The 17,288-nt window shown below is 59.2% G+C and carries 15 protein-coding genes; 9 read left to right on the forward strand and 6 right to left on the reverse strand.

Translation table 11 applies throughout. From position 1 onward, the window contains the following. Nucleotides 1-63 precede the first annotated feature (63 nt). The 3 genes from AC07ZE_RS24320 to AC07ZE_RS24330 all read left to right on the forward strand — a co-directional run bounded on the left by AC07ZE_RS24320 (nucleotide 64) and on the right by AC07ZE_RS24330 (nucleotide 3,021). On the forward strand, nucleotides 64-1,011 hold the full coding sequence (locus AC07ZE_RS24320; protein ID WP_207266955.1) for an ornithine cyclodeaminase family protein: 948 nt from the start codon (nucleotides 64-66) through the stop codon (nucleotides 1,009-1,011). A 151-nt stretch (nucleotides 1,012-1,162) separates the two neighbouring features. After that, on the forward strand, nucleotides 1,163-2,290 hold the full coding sequence (locus AC07ZE_RS24325; RefSeq protein WP_207266956.1) for an NAD(P)/FAD-dependent oxidoreductase: 1,128 nt from the start codon (nucleotides 1,163-1,165) through the stop codon (nucleotides 2,288-2,290). An 89-nt stretch (nucleotides 2,291-2,379) separates the two neighbouring features. Next, a complete protein-coding gene (locus tag AC07ZE_RS24330) occupies nucleotides 2,380-3,021 on the forward strand; it encodes a helix-turn-helix transcriptional regulator (protein ID WP_207266957.1) in 642 nt (213 codons plus the stop codon). Nucleotides 3,022-3,126: 105 nt separating this feature from the next. Here AC07ZE_RS24330 and AC07ZE_RS24335 read toward each other — a convergent pair whose 3' ends face one another. From AC07ZE_RS24335 to AC07ZE_RS24360, 6 genes are all read right to left on the reverse strand, one after another. Continuing rightward, a complete protein-coding gene (locus tag AC07ZE_RS24335) occupies nucleotides 3,127-3,903 on the reverse strand; it encodes an ABC transporter substrate-binding protein (protein WP_207266958.1) in 777 nt (258 codons plus the stop codon). Between the two features lie 282 nt (nucleotides 3,904-4,185). Beyond that, nucleotides 4,186-4,638, reverse strand: a complete 453-nt coding sequence (moaE, locus tag AC07ZE_RS24340) for a molybdopterin synthase catalytic subunit MoaE (protein WP_095193032.1) — start codon at nucleotides 4,636-4,638, stop codon at nucleotides 4,186-4,188. Nucleotides 4,639-4,640: 2 nt separating this feature from the next. Further along, a complete protein-coding gene (gene moaD, locus AC07ZE_RS24345) occupies nucleotides 4,641-4,883 on the reverse strand; it encodes a molybdopterin converting factor subunit 1 (RefSeq protein ID WP_207266959.1) in 243 nt (80 codons plus the stop codon). Further along, nucleotides 4,880-5,353, reverse strand: a complete 474-nt coding sequence (gene moaC / locus AC07ZE_RS24350; protein ID WP_207266960.1) for a cyclic pyranopterin monophosphate synthase MoaC — start codon at nucleotides 5,351-5,353, stop codon at nucleotides 4,880-4,882. Before moaC ends, moaD begins: the two co-directional genes overlap by 4 nt. Nucleotides 5,354-5,529: 176 nt before the next feature. Beyond that, entirely contained in the window at nucleotides 5,530-6,924 is a 1,395-nt protein-coding gene (locus tag AC07ZE_RS24355) for a PhoH family protein (protein WP_137803827.1), read from the reverse strand. A 335-nt stretch (nucleotides 6,925-7,259) separates the two neighbouring features. Next, nucleotides 7,260-8,384: a polysaccharide deacetylase family protein gene (locus AC07ZE_RS24360; protein WP_207266961.1), complete on the reverse strand. Its 1,125-nt coding sequence runs from the start codon at nucleotides 8,382-8,384 to the stop codon at nucleotides 7,260-7,262. A gap of 177 nt (nucleotides 8,385-8,561) precedes the next feature. Here AC07ZE_RS24360 and yaaA point away from each other — a divergent pair, with 177 nt between their 5' ends. The 6 genes from yaaA to AC07ZE_RS24390 all read left to right on the forward strand — a co-directional run bounded on the left by yaaA (nucleotide 8,562) and on the right by AC07ZE_RS24390 (nucleotide 17,269). Then, on the forward strand, nucleotides 8,562-9,341 hold the full coding sequence (gene yaaA / locus AC07ZE_RS24365; protein WP_095193029.1) for a peroxide stress protein YaaA: 780 nt from the start codon (nucleotides 8,562-8,564) through the stop codon (nucleotides 9,339-9,341). An 809-nt stretch (nucleotides 9,342-10,150) separates the two neighbouring features. After that, nucleotides 10,151-11,467 carry a nucleotide sugar dehydrogenase gene (locus AC07ZE_RS24370; protein ID WP_207266962.1) on the forward strand — a complete coding sequence of 439 codons (1,317 nt, stop codon included), beginning with the start codon at nucleotides 10,151-10,153 and terminating at the stop codon, nucleotides 11,465-11,467. 116 nt (nucleotides 11,468-11,583) lie between these two features. Next, nucleotides 11,584-13,065: a glycosyltransferase family 2 protein gene (gene alg8 / locus AC07ZE_RS24375; protein WP_219739431.1), complete on the forward strand. Its 1,482-nt coding sequence runs from the start codon at nucleotides 11,584-11,586 to the stop codon at nucleotides 13,063-13,065. Nucleotides 13,066-13,100: 35 nt separating this feature from the next. Then, entirely contained in the window at nucleotides 13,101-14,270 is a 1,170-nt protein-coding gene (locus tag AC07ZE_RS24380; RefSeq protein WP_207266963.1) for an alginate biosynthesis protein Alg44, read from the forward strand. Nucleotides 14,271-14,279: 9 nt separating this feature from the next. After that, entirely contained in the window at nucleotides 14,280-15,782 is a 1,503-nt protein-coding gene (algK, locus tag AC07ZE_RS24385) for an alginate biosynthesis TPR repeat lipoprotein AlgK (RefSeq protein ID WP_219739432.1), read from the forward strand. Further along, complete coding sequence (locus tag AC07ZE_RS24390) at nucleotides 15,779-17,269, forward strand: alginate export family protein (protein ID WP_207266965.1); 1,491 nt, start codon at nucleotides 15,779-15,781, stop codon at nucleotides 17,267-17,269. The genes algK and AC07ZE_RS24390 overlap by 4 nt, the downstream gene beginning before the upstream one ends. Nucleotides 17,270-17,288 lie beyond the last annotated feature (19 nt).

Raw genomic sequence — 17,288 nt, forward strand, 5'->3', positions numbered from 1 at the left:
GCTAGGCATATTTAAAAGTCCATAATGGACAAATTAGTTTAATTGCCGTTCCCGGAGCCGACCATGTCCAGCACCCCTTACGTGATCACCCAACCCCAGGCTCGCGAACTGCTGACGCAAGTCGACGTGCCGCAGGTTCTGCGCAAACTGTTCCGCGACCTGGCTGCCGGGCGAGCGGTGCAACCGGCGCAGCAGCTGGTGGAGTTTCCACAGGGTGCCGGCGACTTCATCAACTATCTGGGTGTGCTGGCCGAAGATGGCGTGTACGGGGTCAAGACTTCGCCGTATATCGTGCGCGAACAGGGGCCGCTGGTGACCGCCTGGACTTTGCTGATGTCGATGCAGACTGGCCAACCGCTGCTGCTCTGTGATGCCAGTGAGCTGACAACGGCACGCACTGCCGCGACCACCGCCGTGGCCGTCGATGCCCTCGCACCGCTGAAAGCGGCTCGTCTGGCGATCATCGGCAGCGGCAAAGTGGCCCAGGCGCACTTGCATTACGTGAAAAACCTGCGGGCCTGGCAGAGCATCAGCCTGTATTCGCCCAGCCTGAGCGACAAGAATCCTGAAGAACTGGCGCGGCTCAAACAGTTCGATTCGCGCCTGACCATCGCCGACACTCGTGATGCCGCGATCCAGGACGCCGACGTGATCATGCTCTGCACCTCGTCCGCAGGTCCCGTGATCGACCCGTCTGACTTGAGCAAACCAGCGCTGATCACCTCCATCAGCACCAACGCACCGCGCGCCCATGAAGTGCCGCCGCAGAGTCTCAACGACATGCGGGTGTTCTGCGATTATCGCCTGACCACCCCGGGCTCGGCCGGCGAAATGCTGATCGCTGGCGAACAACATGGCTGGAATAAAAACGCGATCGTCGGCGACCTGCCGGACCTGCTCAGCAACAAGGTGCCGCGCCCCGACTACGACCGCCACGTGTTCTTCCGCTCCATCGGCCTGGGCCTGGAAGACATTGCGCTGGCCAATGCCATCTACCGCCTGCAGCACTGACACCCCAATTCACCTGTGGGTACGAGCCTGCTCTCGAATACGATCGTTCATTCAACCTAGATAGTGACTGATCCGACGCTTTCGCGAGCAGGTTCGCTCCCACAGAAAATCTCTACGACATTGGCATTTTACGCTTGATCAGGAGACGTTCATGAGCCAGGCAGACTTCATCATCATCGGCGGCGGGATTGCCGGCGCTTCCACCGGCTTCTGGCTGTCGCAGCATGGGCGCGTGATCGTGCTCGAACGCGAATCCCATCCGGCCTATCACTCCACCGGACGCTCAGCCGCGCTGTTCACCGCCGCCTATGGCACTGCGCAGGTTCGCGCCCTGACCCAGGCCAGCCGGGATTTTTTTGACGCCCCGCCAAGTGGATTCTGCGAACACCCGCTGCTGACCCCGCGCGGCGAGATGACCGTGGACTTCACCGGTGATCCAGCCGAACTGAACAACCAGTACCTGAGCGCGAAAGCCACAGTGCCAGAGATGCAACTGCTCAGCGCCGAAGAAGCCTGCGCACGCCTGCCTATCCTGCGCCGGGAGAAAGTCCACGGTGCGATCTACGACCCGACCGCCAGCGACATCGATACCGACGCCCTGCACCAGGGCTATCTGCGAGGCATCCGCCGCAATAAAGGCGAAGTGCACACCGACTGCGAAGTACAGGGCCTGAGCCGTGACGCCGAAGGTATCTGGCAGGTACAGACCAACACCCAAACCTTCAGTGCGCCGGTCGTCATCAATGCCGCGGGCGCCTGGGCCGACAAGATCGGTACGCTTGCCGGCGCCAAGCCGCTGGGCCTGCAACCCAAGCGTCGCGCGGCCTTCATCTTCGCCGGCCCCGAAGGCGTGGACATCCATCATTGGCCAATGCTGGTCAGCCTCGACGAATCCTTCTACATGAAACCCGACGCCGGGATGTTCCTCGGCTCGCCCGCCAACGCCGACCCGGTGGAACCCCACGACGTGCAGCCCGAAGAGCTGGACATCGCCATGGGCATTTACCAGATCGAAGAAGCCACGACCCTGACCATCCGCCGCCCGACCCGCACCTGGGCCGGCCTGCGCAGTTTCGTCAGCGACGGCGACTTGTTGTCCGGTTTCGATCCACAGGTGCCGGGACTGTTCTGGGTTGCGGCACAGGGCGGCTACGGCATCCAGACATCGCCGGCCATGGGTCAGGCCAGCGCTGCCCTGGTACGTGGTGAAATCCTGCCCGAGCAACTCACCCGCTTCGGCCTGAGCGCCGACATGCTCTCCCCTGCCCGCCTGGGCTGACATTGTCTTCAGGTGACGCGCCTCCACGATTGCGTCACACTTTCAGAGCCCCGTTCTACGGGGCACTGAAGCCGCCCGGAGCCCACTGCATGAATGCCCCCGAAAAAGACCCGGCCCAAAACGATGCCGCCCTGGATAACTTTCGGGCGATCGCCGATGCCATCGCTACGCTGTTCTTCCCTCACGCCGAAGTGGTGCTGCACGACCTGCGCACGCAAAAGGTCGACTACATTGCCAACAACCTGTCGAAACGGGAGATCGGCGATGACTCGTCGCTGGAAGACATGCTCAGCGAAGAGGTCAGCGAACGAAATATCGGGCCGTACGAAAAACTCAATTGGGATGGTCAGAATATTCGTAGCGTAAGCACCGTGCTGCGCGACAGCGGAGGTCATCCGCTGGGTGTGCTGTGCATCAATCTGAATATTTCGCTATTCGAGAATGCCAAGGCTGCGCTGGACCTGTTCCTGTCGCCAACCAAATTGATCCCGCAACCGGATTCACTGTTCCGCGATGACTGGCAGGAGCGGATCAACACCTTCCTCCACGCCTGGCTGCGCGAGCGCCAACTGAGCCTGAACCTGCTGACACGCGATCACAAACGCGAACTGGTGTTGGCGCTGCACGCCGAGGGCGCATTCAAGGGCAAGAGCGCATCGAACTATGTGGCCAATGTACTGAACATGGGGCGGGCGACGGTGTACAAGCATTTGAAGGAGTTGAAGGGCTGAGCCTTCAGATGTGCATTGGCTGATCCGGCCTCTTCGCGAGCAGGCTCGCTCCCACAGTTGAATGCATTCCCCTGTGGGAGCGAGCCTGCTCGCGAAGGCGGGCTATCAGTCGCCGTAGATGTCCGACTTGAAGTACTTCTCGGAAATCTTCTGGTACTCACCACTGGCACGAATGCCATCGATGGCTGAATTCAACTGGCTGACCAACTCGGTGTTGCCTTTGCGCACGGCGATCCCGGCACCCTCGCCCACGTATTTCGGATCCTTCAATTCCGGCCCGACAAACGCGTAGCCTTTGCCGCGCGGCATCGACAGGAAGTCATTGAGCGGAATGGTGTCGGCAAAAATCGCGTCCAGGCGACCGGCCGCCAGGTCCATGTAGATCTCTTCATTGTTACCGTAACGCTTGACGTTGATACCCTTGGGTTCGAACACCTCAGTGGCATAACGGTCGGTGGTGGTCGCACGCTGCACGCCGATGTTCTTGCCCTTGAGGCTGGCGTACTGGTCATCCACCACCGCGCCTTCCTTCATCACCAGGCGCGACGAGGTGAAGTAGTATTTGTGGGTAAAATCCACCGACTTCTTGCGGTCTTCGTTGATCGTCATGGACGACAGCGCCATGTCAATTTTCTTCACTTTCAGGGAAGGAATCAGACCGTCGAATTCACTTTCGACCCACACGCACTTGACTTGCATCTGCGCGCACAGAGCGTTGCCGATGTCATAGTCGAAACCGGCGATCTCGCCCTTGTCGGTTTTTGAGGCAAACGGCGGATAAGCCGCTTCGATACCGATGCGCAGGGTTTTCTCGGCGGCAAACAGGCTACTGCACGCCAACAGGCTCAGGGCCAGACCGGTGATGAGGGGGAACTTCTTCATATTCGTTCTCTCGCGGGTTTGTTGTTGGTTTGGCAAGACAGAAGAAAAAGCAGAAACGGAGGAAAGCCTTTTTTTGTACTTATAATTCCATACTGGACTTTTATGTATGAAGCGTCAATCGGGCAAATGCAGCCCGTGCCGGCCGATGGTCGGGTGGTGAATCATCAGGATTTTTAGTAGTGCATATGACGCCTTCGCGAGCAGGCTCGCTCCCACAGGGGAATGCAATCAACTGTGGGAGCGAGACTGCTCGCGAAGACTTACTTGAGAACGATGCAGGACCTACTGCTTCCAGCGATCCGCCGCCGCATGATCGCTGTCCCGTCCCTCGACCCAGCGCGGGCCATCGGCGGTATTTTCCTTTTTCCAGAACGGTGCGCGGGTTTTCAGGTAATCCATGACAAAGGCGCAGGCATCGAACGCTGCCTGGCGGTGGGCGCTGGCGGCGCCGACGAAGACGATTGGCTCACCGGGTTCCAGTGCACCAATGCGATGCAACACTTCCAGCTTGAGCAGCGGCCAGCGCTGCTCGGCCTCGGTGGCAATTTTGCCGAGAGCCTTTTCGGTCATGCCCGGATAGTGTTCGAGGAACATCCCGGCCACGTCGAGCCCGTCATTGAAATCACGCACGTAGCCGACAAAACTCACCACCGCGCCGACGCCGACATTGGCAGCGTGCATGGCGTTGACTTCGGCACCCGGATCGAACGCGGTGGACTGCACCCGAATCGCCATGATCAGCCCCCGGTCACCGTCGGAAAAAACGCCACTTCATCGCCATCGCTCACCGGCTCGTCGAGTTGGCACAGGTCTTCGTTGCGCGCGCACATCAGGTTCTGTTCGCGGAGCACGTCAGCCCCCTCACGTTGCGCCAGCAACGCCCGCACGTCGTCGACGGTGGCGAATTGGCCTTCGACCCTCAGCGAATCCACACCCAGCGCTTCACGATAGCGGGCAAAAAACTTTACGGTGACATTCATGGTTGATCCGCCTGGAAATGACCGCTTTTGCCGCCGACCTTCTCCAACAGCCGTACGCTTTCAATGGTCATGCCGCGATCAACCGCCTTGCACATGTCGTAGATGGTCAGCGCGGCGACACTGGCAGCGGTCAGCGCTTCCATTTCCACGCCGGTCTGCCCGGACAATTTGCAGCGAGCCACAATGCGAACGCTGTCATCGCCTTCGGCACTGAGTTCGACCTTGACACCCGTGAGCATCAGCGGATGGCACAGCGGAATCAGATCACTGGTTTTCTTCGCCGCCTGAATGCCGGCAATGCGCGCCACGGCAAACACATCACCCTTGGGGTGACCGCCGCTGACAATCATCTGCAGGGTTTCGGGCAGCATGCGCACCAGCGCTTGGGCCGTCGCCTCACGAAACGTCACGGCTTTTTCGGTGACGTCGACCATGTTGGCGCGACCTAGGGAATCGAGATGAGTCAGCACGGGATTACTCCTGATCAGGAGCGTCGATTGTAAACCTGCGGGTCAATTTTCCGCACGCAAGATTATCCGATCAGCACATTCCCCTGTGGAAGCGAGCCTGCTCGCTTCCACAGGGGGTTAAGGGTCAGGCATGAAAAAACCGGGTGGTTTTGAGGCCGCCCGGTTTGGGTGAAGGTTTACAGATGCGATTCGGCGTATTCGGCCAGAATCGAGCGTGGAACCCCTTGCAGGGTGATGTGCACGCCGTTGGGGAAATCCTTGAAGCGTTCGGTCAGGTACGTCAGCCCGGAACTGGTCGCGGACAGGTAAGGGGTGTCGATCTGTGCCAGGTTGCCCAGGCACACCACTTTGGAGCCAGCGCCGGCACGGGTGATGATGGTTTTCATCTGGTGCGGTGTCAGGTTCTGGCATTCATCGATCAGGATGAGGCTCTGCTGGAAGCTGCGGCCCCGGATGTAGTTGAGGGATTTGAACTGCAACGGCACTTTGCTGAGGATGTAGTCGACGCTGCCATGGGTGCTTTCGTCATCCATATGCAAGGCTTCGAGGTTGTCGGTGATGGCGCCCAGCCAAGGCTCCATTTTTTCCGCTTCAGTGCCGGGCAGGAAGCCGATTTCCTGATCCAGGCCCTGCACGCTGCGGGTCGCGATGATCCGCCGGTAGCGTTTGCTGACCATGGTTTGTTCGATGGCCGCCGCCAGGGCCAGGATGGTTTTACCGGAGCCGGCGGCACCGGAGAGGTTGACCAGGTGGATGTCTGGATCGAGCAAGGCAAACAACGCCAGGCTCTGATAGATGTCACGGGGTTTCAGACCCCAGGCTTCCTGGTGCAGCAGCGGTTCCTGGTGCAGGTCGAGGATCAGCAGCTGGTCGTTCTCGATCTCTTTGATCCAGCCGACAAACCCCTGCTCGTCGATAATGAACTCGTTGATATGCACCGCCGGCAGGTTGTCGATCAATTGCACCTGATGCCAGGTGCGACCATGACCCTGGCGGGTTTCGACCTTGCTGACGCGGTCCCAGAAGGAGCCGCTCATCTCGTGATAACCATTGGGCAGCAGCGAAACGTCATCAACCAGTTGGTCGGTGCTGTAGTCCTCGGCCGCGATCCCACAAGCGCGGGCCTTGAGGCGCATGTTGATGTCTTTGGTGACCAGCACGACAGGCTTCTTCGGATCGCGAGTGTGCAGGTCGATCAATTGATTGATGATTTTGTTGTCGTTCAGGTGTTCGGGCAGAACGAGGTGAGGCTCGGCCTGCTTGCTCATCAAAATTGACAGCAAACCTTTCGGCCCACTCTTGCCGCGCTGGATCGGCACACCCTGTTCGACATCCTCGGGTGAGGCATCGCCCAGGGTATTGTCGATCAGGCGAATGGCCTGACGACATTCGGCGGCAACGCTGTGATGCCCGCTCTTGAGCTTGTCGAGCTCTTCCAGCACGGTCATCGGGATGGCGACGTGGTGTTCTTCGAAGTTGAGCAGCGCGTTTGGATCGTGAATCAATACGTTGGTATCGAGTACATAAAGGATTGGCTGGTTGGAAGAAGAGCTACGTCCGTGATCATCCATACTCGGTCACCTTTGTCAGAGCCAGTGGACGCAATACCTTGGCGGTGCTGCGCCTCGAAGTGGCCGCCGATCTCACCTACGGAGACTTAAGTGACTGCAAACAAACGGGTCTTGGAAGACGCCACCTGTGTTGCAGGTTTCGGCGGTCTGTCTTCCTAATACTCCAAAACGTGTGACAGAAAAAAGTACTTTGACGCTTTTTTGAAGTTTATTTTGCAGAGTGACGAAAAGCCCTTGGCGGACTGCCATCACCCGTTTACAGTCGGAGATCAACCTGCAGCAAAAAACCTCCAAAAATTGCTCTTCGCCCAACGTTCATGGGCTTTCGGCGCTTTTCATCGAAAACCGTTCTGACAGTCCTCCCAACCGATTCCGCTCTGTGATGTTTGCGACATCAGCCAAGGCAGCGCCGTTTTTATCCCCTCCTGCTTCACATTGAAATTGATCACGCCATGACGCCACAGCAGCATCAGGGTCAGCACACGTTGCGCGCTCTGGCTGGCCTTGAGCTTGCCGGCGCCGTCCTGGGCATCGATGTCCCACAGCGCCACCTGCAAGCCCTGGGACTTGAAAAAGGCTTCGGCATCCGACCGTCGCTGGCCATCGGGTGGGCGGAACAACGGCACGTAGTTTTCCGGTAATTTGCTTTTGACCAGATCGACGCTGCGCCGTACCGAATCCTGCCAGTCCTGCCAGTGGCTGTGGGAGCGGAACTCCCAGCCTTGCACGCCGACACACTGGCTTGAATAGGTTGATTGCAAGCTGGCGACCGCGCCCTGTGCCAGTCGCGCCTGGATGTCCTTGCCAAGGACGAAGAAGGTGCCGTTCATGCTCGCCCTGCGCAGGTACTCGGCGACCCAGGCCGTGTTGTCAGGGGCGGCATTGGCGGCGCTGTCGAAGGTCAGCAGAAACAGCCGGTCATGCATGGTGTCGCCATTGCGTTCGTAGTCGCCAAAATGATCGACTTCGCTGCTGGTTTGCGCAAACAGCGCAGCCTTGCGCAACTGCTCGTCCAGGTACCGGGCATGAAACAGGCGACTCGGTTCTGCCCACTTGATGTAGTAGCTGTCCTCGCTGATCTGGAATTTTCCGGCCTGCTCACGCAGGGTAGGCATGTCCTCTACCAGAAAACAGAAGGACGCATCCTGATCGCAACTTTGTTGGGCGAATTCGAAGTTGGCCAGCAAACGTTGCCACATGCGCTGGCGAACGCGGTTGACCGATTCGATATTGACCGTGCGCAGACCCAGGCGCTGAGCCAGCGCAGGTTCATCCAGGGATTCGCTGGCCAGCAGCCCTCGGGCGAACATGAGAATTTCAGCGCGTGATGCCACGTCGAACAGCGTCGGGTTGTTGAGCTTTTCCGGCCAGGTGCCGCGATCAAGCGTCGCCACATCGCCCGGCGCCGCCATGGCGCCAAAGCTCAGAAACCACACCGAGAACAGAAGAACGATACGCAATGGGATGTCTCCATAACAAAACCCGCGCGGCACTATAGCCGATCCACCTCCTATTACCGCAGCCGCACCAAAGTCCTGTGGGAGCGAGGATAGCCACCGATCACCTATTACCCCTATAGCTGGAGTCAACACGGACAACCCCCTAGAATCGCCCCCACGATTAAAGGAGACGACTTCATGCTGATGGTGATTTCACCCGCCAAGACCCTCGATTACGAAACACCGCCGGCGACCCAGCGCTTTACCCAGCCGCAGTACCTCGACCATTCCCAGGAGCTGATCCTGCAATTGCGTGACCTGACGCCGGCACAGATCAGTGAGTTGATGCACGTTTCCGACAAGATCGGCGGGCTCAATGCCGCGCGCTTCGGTAGCTGGACCCCAGCATTCACTCCGGAAAACGCCAAACAGGCATTGCTGGCATTCAAGGGTGACGTGTACACCGGGCTGAACGCGCAAACCTTCAGCGAAGCCGATTTCGATTACGCCCAGCAACACTTGCGCATGCTCTCGGGCCTCTACGGTCTGCTGCGACCGCTGGACCTGATGCAACCCTACCGCCTGGAAATGGGCACCAAACTGGCCAACGCGCGGGGCAAGGACCTGTATGCGTTCTGGGGCTCGCGCATCAGCGAATGGCTGAACGAAGCCCTGGCCGATCAGGGCGATGACGTGCTGCTGAACCTGGCCTCCAACGAGTATTTCTCGGCGGTCAAGCGCAATGCCCTGAACGCGCGCATCATCAATACCGAGTTCAAGGACCTGAAGAACGGTCAGTACAAGATCATCAGCTTCTACGCGAAAAAGGCCCGGGGCATGATGAGTCGCTTCGTCATCGAGGAGCGCATCAACGATCCTGCTGCCCTGAAACAGTTCGACGTCCAGGGCTATCGCTACAGCGCCGAGCAGTCTAAACCGGACAATCTGGTGTTCCTGCGCGATCACGCCCCCGAGTGATCCATCCGGTCGGCGCATGGCATGCAAATCCCGCCTGCGCCGACTATTGATTGACGCCGCGTTTCCCGCCCTAATCGCCATTTTTATGGCGCCAGAAATACATCATTCGTTTTTTTAACTTTAGTTTCATTCGACTTTGATCTTTTTTTTCAGTAGTGGCACTGAAAATTTTTATCGATAGTGGCAAAAAACTATCCCTTCCAATAATCCGCCTATATATAAAGGGCGAAACGGCAAGTGCTATCAATATGAGAGCAGTGCCATCTTTTTCAATATTTCAAGAAATTTCAGAATTCGCGATGGGCGGACTGGAACTTCGTCCGAATGCACCGCTCATACCACCGGTAACGATTCTCACAGATCTTGTAGGAGATGACTTACGCAGAGCAGAGATCCAAGTAGCGAAGTTGTCACATCAACTTTCGCGGACTAATCCCTGATTTGGGCAACATAGTAAGGACAGGAGATAACTGATGAGATCTATCCCCTACAGGGCCAAGGCAGCGCCCCTATAACGTGCTCACCCGAGCACCCAACCGCTTGATCCACGGGCTTACGGCCTGAGATCGGGCGCGCAGGAACATTGCACGAATATCTTCGGAACAGAGGATCGGCTGCATAACAGGGCAAGTCATAACAACAAGCCCAAGTTGCGCACACTTTGAGTGCATTTATTTAGACACTCGGAACTTTAATGCCAGCACAAGGTATTGCTGCGCCTATCAGGCGCACTTGCGAGTGCACTATCACCGCTGAACACCATTAACTCCGGCCATCTAATGGCTTGATAAACACAGAGGTAATTTGCGATGCGCATCAGCATATTTGGTTTGGGTTACGTTGGCGCTGTATGTGCCGGTTGCCTGTCTGCACGGGGCCATGACGTCGTTGGCGTTGATGTTGCCAAAGACAAGATCGATATGATCAACGCAGGCAAATCGCCAATCGTTGAACCGGGCCTGGGCGAACTTCTGGCGCAAGGTATTCAGACGGGCCGCCTGCGCGGCACCACCAACTTCGCCGAGGCGATCCGCGACACCGATTTGTCGATGATCTGTGTCGGCACGCCGAGCAAAAAGAACGGCGACCTTGAACTGAACTACATCGAAGCGGTGTGCCGCGAGATCGGTTTTGTCCTGCGTGACAAGACCACCCGCCACACCATCGTGGTGCGCAGTACCGTTCTGCCAGGCACTGTCGCAAACGTTGTCATCCCGATTCTCGAAGACTGCTCCGGCAAGAAGGCCGGTGTCGATTTCGGTGTTGCCGTAAACCCTGAGTTCCTGCGCGAAAGTACTGCCATCGCCGACTACGACCAGCCACCGATGACGGTCATCGGCGAGTTCGACAAGGCATCGGGCGATGTTCTGCAATCGCTGTACGAAGAGCTCGACGCACCGATCATCCGCAAGGACATCGCTGTCGCCGAGATGATCAAGTACACCTGCAACGTGTGGCATGCCACCAAGGTGACCTTCGCCAACGAAATCGGCAACATCGCCAAGGCGGTCGGCGTCGACGGTCGTGAAGTGATGGACGTGGTCTGCCAGGACAAGACCCTGAACCTGTCCCAGTACTACATGCGCCCTGGCTTCGCCTTTGGCGGTTCCTGCCTGCCTAAAGACGTACGTGCCCTGACCTATCGCGCCAGTTCCCTGGACGTGGAAGCGCCGCTGCTCAACTCGCTGATGCGCAGCAACGAGTCCCAGGTGCAGAACGCTTTCGACATCGTCTCCAGCCACGACAAACGCAAAGTCGCCCTGCTGGGCCTGAGCTTCAAGGCCGGTACCGATGACCTGCGCGAAAGCCCGCTGGTTGATCTGGCGGAAATGCTGATCGGCAAGGGTTTCGACCTGAAAATCTACGACAGCAACGTCGAATACGCCCGTGTCCACGGCGCGAACAAAGACTACATCGAGTCGAAGATCCCGCACGTCTCGTCCTTGCTCGATTCCGACTTTGACGCGGTGATCAACAACTCCGACGTGATCATCCTCGGCAACCGTGACGAGAAATTCCGCGCTCTGGTCAAGGACGTTCCACACGGCAAGCAGGTGATCGACCTGGTGGGCTTCATGTCCAAGGCCACCAGCCCGGCTGTCCGGGCTGAAGGTATCTGCTGGTAACACAGCAACAAGCTCCGAACTTCAAGCTTCAAGCTGCAAGTAAACCGCTCTTCACTTGCAGCTTGCGGCTTGAAGCTAGCAGCTGCCTTCAGGCAACTGACTTCAGGATTCCGATTATGCACAGGCTAAAGCACGGCCTACTCCAGGCCGCCGGTTGGCTGTTTTACTTAAGTTTACTGATGGGCATCGCCATGGTGTTGCCTGCGTCCACGTTCGACTCCGAGTCGAAGGACTTCATTTTTCTGATCGGTATCGTCGGTATCTGGCGTTACTCGATGGGTGCCACGCACTTTCTGCGCGGCATGCTGTTTCTGTACGTGGTCTACCCGCACCTGCGACGCAAAGTGCGCAAGCTGGGTAAGGCGGCGGACCCGTCCCACGTTTTTTTGATGGTCACCAGTTTCCGTATCGACGCGCTGACCACTGCGCAGGTCTACAGCTCGGTGATCCGTGAAGCGATCGATTGTGAGCTGCCGACCACCGTGGTCTGCTCCATCGTGGAAATGTCCGATGAACTGCTGGTGAAAAGCCTGTGGAGCCGGATGAATCCACCTGCACGGGTGAAGCTGGACTTCGTGCGCATCCCCGGCACCGGCAAGCGCGATGGCCTGGCCTACGGCTTCCGTGCCATCTCCCGTCACCTGCCGGATGACCGCGCCGTGGTGGCGGTGATCGATGGCGACACCGTGCTTGGCGAAGGCGTTGTGCGCAAGACCGTGCCTTGGTTCCAACTGTTCGGCAACGTTGGCGGCCTGACCACCAACGAATTCTGCGAAGTGCGCGGCGGCTACATCATGAGCGAATGGCACAAGCTGCGTTTCGCCCAGCGTCACATCAACATGTGCTCGATGGCCCTGTCCAAGCGCGTGCTGACCATGACCGGGCGGATGTCGGTGTTCCGTGCCACTGTGGTCACCAACCCTGAATTCATCGCCGACGTGGAAAGCGACTCGCTGCAGCACTGGCGCCTGGGTCGTTTCAAGTTTCTCACCGGCGACGACAAGTCGAGCTGGTTCAGCCTGATGCGTCTGGGCTATGACACCTTCTACGTGCCCGATGCAGCGATCAACACCGTCGAGCATCCACCGGAAAAGAGCTTCATCAAGGCCAGTCGCAAGCTGATGTTCCGCTGGTACGGCAACAACCTGCGGCAGAACTCCCGTGCCCTGGGCCTGGGGATCAAACGCCTCGGTGCGTTCACCTCGGTGGTGCTGTTCGATCAACGCGTGTCGATGTGGACCTCCCTGCTGGGCCTGACCGTGGCGTTGATCGCCACCTTCAAGTACGGCACCGCGTTCATCCTGGTGTACCTGCTGTGGATCGGCATTACCCGCCTGATCCTGACCCTGTTGCTGTCCTGCTCCGGCCACCGGATCGGCCCGGCTTACCCGGCGATTCTCTATTACAACCAGATCGTCGGCGCACTGGTGAAGATCTACGTGTTCTTCCGCCTCGACCAACAGTCCTGGACTCGCCAACCCACGTCTCTATCCCGTGATCTCGCCAGCTTTCAACGTTGGTTCAACACCTGGTCGTCTCGGACCATGACCTTCTCCGCCGGCAGCATTTTCGTCGCCGTGCTGTTGATGATGGTCTGACCGAACTCGCCTGAATTAACTAGGAAACCGCCCTTATGAATACCGCCGTCAACGCCAACGTAGTGCATGAATCCGAAGCCCAGCGCCAGCACGCCCGCGTGAAAATCCCGGCCAAGCTGCGTTTCTTCGGCCCCGACCGTACACCGGTCGAAGCGCGAGTGATCGACCTTTCCGCCGGAGGCCTGGCCTTCAATGCCGGGCAGCTGCCACTGAACATCGGCGACAAGTACAAGGCCCGCCTGCAATTCGTCATCGACAACCTCGGCCTGGCCATGGATGTGGAACTGCAAGTGCGTTCCTACGATCGCGAGACCGGCCGTACCGGTTGCCAGTTCCAGAACCTGGAACCACGAGACATTTCGACCCTGCGTCACCTGATCACTTCGCACCTGGCCGGCGACATCGTCAGCATCGGCGAAGTGCTGGCGACCCTGCAGCGCGACAACTTCACCAAGGCGCGCAAGATGAAGGACGGCGGCCATGGCATGACCGCGTTCGGGCGCATGAAAGCCGTGACCTTCAGCCTGGGTATTTTCGTCGTCGGCCTGGCCGCATTCGGGTTCATTTTCAAGTCGGTGTACGGCATGTACTTCGTCAGCCACGCCCAGGCCGGCCTGGTCAGTGTGCCGGGCGTGAACATCACCATGCCCCGTGACGGCACAGTGCAAAGCCTGGTGAAAGCCGATGGCGTGGCCGCCAAAGGCGCTCCGCTGGCGACCTTCAGTACCAGCATGCTCGACGTGCTCAAGGGCCACCTGGAAGACGACCAACTGGCACCGGCCAAGGTTGAAGAATTGTTCGGCAAGCAAATGACCGGCACCCTGACTTCGCCATGCGATTGCACCGTCGCGCAGCAAATGGTTGCCAACGGCCAATACGCCAGCAAGGGCGACGTGATCTTCCAGTTGGTGCCGCGCAACACCGAAGCCAATGTCGAAGCCCGCTTCTCCTACCGTCAGTTCGGCGACGTACTGCCAGGCACCCCGGTGCGCTTCCAGATCGCCGGTGAAGACAAGACCCGCACCGGCAAGATCGTCAGCAGCACCAGCCTGAAAAGCGCCGACCTGTCGTCCGATATCCGCGTGCTGATTCAGCCGGACGAAGCACTGGACAGCGGCCTGGCCGGCCGTCCAGTGGAAGTGAACAGCGACCGTGGTCCGAACCTGAACTGGCTGATCGAAAAAGCCATGGCAGCTGGTCTGTAACCGGAGGACATGCCTGTGAGTATTCCCACCCTCAATACACCGCCGACCCTGTGGGAGCGAGCCTGCTCGCGAAGCGGTCAACTCGGTTTGTCTGATGCACCGCGCCGCCTGCTCCGCGAGCAGGCTCGCTCCCACATGGGATCTCTGTGTGCAGTGGCATTGGCAGTCAGCCTCGCCGGTTGCGCCGGCCTGCCCGATCAACGCCTGGCCAACGAAGCGCTCAAGCGTGGTGACACCGCCACCGCCGCGGCGAACTATCAGCAACTGGCGGACCTGGGCTACAGCGAAGCCCAGGTTGGTCTGGCCGACCTTCAGGTCGACAGCCGCGACCCGGCGCAGATGAAACAGGCCGAAGCCACCTACCGTGCGGCGGCCAGTGTTTCGCCTCGCGCCCAGGCGCGTCTCGGTCGTCTGTTGGTGGCCAAACCCGGCGCCACTGAAGCCGAACATCAGGAAGCCGAAGGCCTGCTGAAAAAAGCCTCCGCCGCCGGCGAAGGCAACACCTTGATCCCGTTGGCGATGCTGTACCTGCAATACCCGCACAGCTTCCCCAACGTCAACGCGCAACAGCAGATCAGCCAATGGCGCGCCGAAGGCAAGCCGGAAGCGGGTCTGGCACAAGTGCTGCTGTATCGCACCCAGGGCACCTACGACCAGCATCTGGATGACGTGGAAAAGGTCTGCAAGGCCGCGCTCAACACCACCGACATCTGCTACGTCGAACTGGCCACGGTCTATCAGAAAAAGGCCCAGCCGGAGCAACAGGCCGCGCTGATCAAGCAGATGCAGGCGGCGCACAGTCGCGGCGCCGTCTCGGCTCAGCGAGTCGACAGCGTCGCCCGCGTGCTGGCCGATTCGACCTTGGGTCAGACCGACGAAAAAACCGCGCAGTCGCTGCTCGAACCCATCGCCCCGGGTTACCCGGCGTCGTGGGTCACCCTCGCACAGCTGATCTACGACTTCCCCGAACTGGGCGACGTCGACCAGATGATGAAGTACCTGGACAACGGCCGCGCCGCCGACCAGCCGCGCGCGGAGCTGTTGCTGGGCAAGCTGTACTACGAAGGCAAGATGGTTCCGGCCGACGCCAAGGTCGCCGAAGAACATTTCCAGAAAGCCGTTGGCCGCGAAGTCGCCGCCGATTACTACCTCGGCCAGATCTATCGCCGTGGGTATCTGGGCAAGGTCTATCCACAGAAGGCTCTCGACCATCTGCTGACCGCTGCGCGTAACGGCCAGAACAGCGCCGATTTCGCCATCGCCCAACTATTTTCCCAAGGCAAAGGCACCAAGCCTGACCCGCTCAATGCGTATGTGTTCAGCCAGCTCGCCAAAGCCCAGAACACCCCGCAAGCCACCGAGCTTGCGCAAACACTCGAAGCCCAACTGCCGCCTGCGCAGCTGGCCGAGGCCCAGCGCCTGTTGAAACAGGAACAGGCAACCCGTGGTGCCCTGAGCCAGAACACACCGCAACTGCAGGCCCTGCAAGAAGACGGCGAGGAATCCCTATGAAATTGAATCCATTCATGAAGGCCGGCATCGGCCTGACGTTCGCGCTGATCTGGTCGTGCCCGACACTGGCGGCGATGACTGAGAAAACCAAGAACTACGGCCTGGACGTGAAAATCACCGGCCAGTCCGAAGACGACCGCGACCTGGGTACCCAGAGCGGTGGCGACGTCAATGGCCTGGGTCTCGACCTGCGTCCGTGGGTCTATGGCGAGAGCGGCGCGTGGAGTGCCTACGCCATGGGTCAGGCCGTGACGTCCACCGACATCATCGAGACCGACACGCTTCAAGAGTCCGACAACGACGGTACCCAGACCACCGACAACGGTGATCGCAAGACCAAGAAAAACTACCTGGCGATGCGCGAGTTCTGGGTCGGCTACAGCGGCTTCACGCCCTACCCCGGCGAGATCCTGAAGTTCGGTCGCCAGCGCCTGCACAACAACGACGGCCAATGGCGCGACACCAACATCGAAGCCCTGAACTGGACCTTCGACACCACCCTGTTGCGCGCCAATGTCGGTATCGCCGAACGCTTCAGCGAGTACCGCACCGACCTCAAAGAACTGGCCCCCAAGGACAAGGATCGCCTGCACGCTTACGCCGATGCCGAATACCAATGGACACCGGGTCACTGGGCCGGCATTCGCGGTCATCACACCCACGATGACGGCAAGCTCGACTATCCGGAACCGGGCGTACCTGGCGATTCGCTGGACAAAAAACAGAATGGCGACATCAGTTGGCTGGGCTTGCAGGCCAACAGCGATGCCTACAACTGGCGCAACACCAACACCGTCAATTACTGGGGCAGCATCACCGGCATGAGCGGCGACCTTGACACGGTCAACCCGCTGAACGCCGATGGCACCGCACCCGCCCAAGCCAAGCGCAGCGGTGATGTCGACGGCTGGGCCACTGACCTGGGTGTGCGCCTGCGTCTCGATCCGCAATGGCAAGTCGGTGCGGCCTACGCCCGTGCCAGCGCCGATTACGAACAGAACGGCCTGGAAAGCAACCGCTCGAACTTCACCGGTACTCGCTCGCGGGTACACCGTTTCGGCGAGGCCTTCCGCGGCGAAATGAACAACTTGCAAACCGCGACCTTGTTCGGTTCGTGGATGCTCAACGACGAATACGACGCCAGCCTGATCTACCACAAATTCTGGCGCGTCGACGGCAACAAGCCGGTCGGCAGCAACGGCATCGATGCCGTGCAGAACGACACCGACGACATCACCGGTGCCGTGCTGTCCAGCACCTCGCTGCCGCTGGCCGATGGCGAAAAAGACATGGGTCAGGAAATGGACCTGGTGGTCACCAAGTACTTCAAGCAAGGCCTCTTGCCGGCAGGATTGAGCCAGTCGATCGACGAGCCTTCGGCCCTGGTGCGCTTGCGTGGCGGCGTGTTCAAGCCGGGCGACGCCTACGGCAAGGAAGTCGATTCGTATATGCACCGCGCGTTCATCGACGTGATCTGGCGCTTCTGATGCACATTGCGAAGGGAGT

The sequence above is a fragment of the Pseudomonas sp. GW101-3H06 genome (assembly GCF_059424605.1).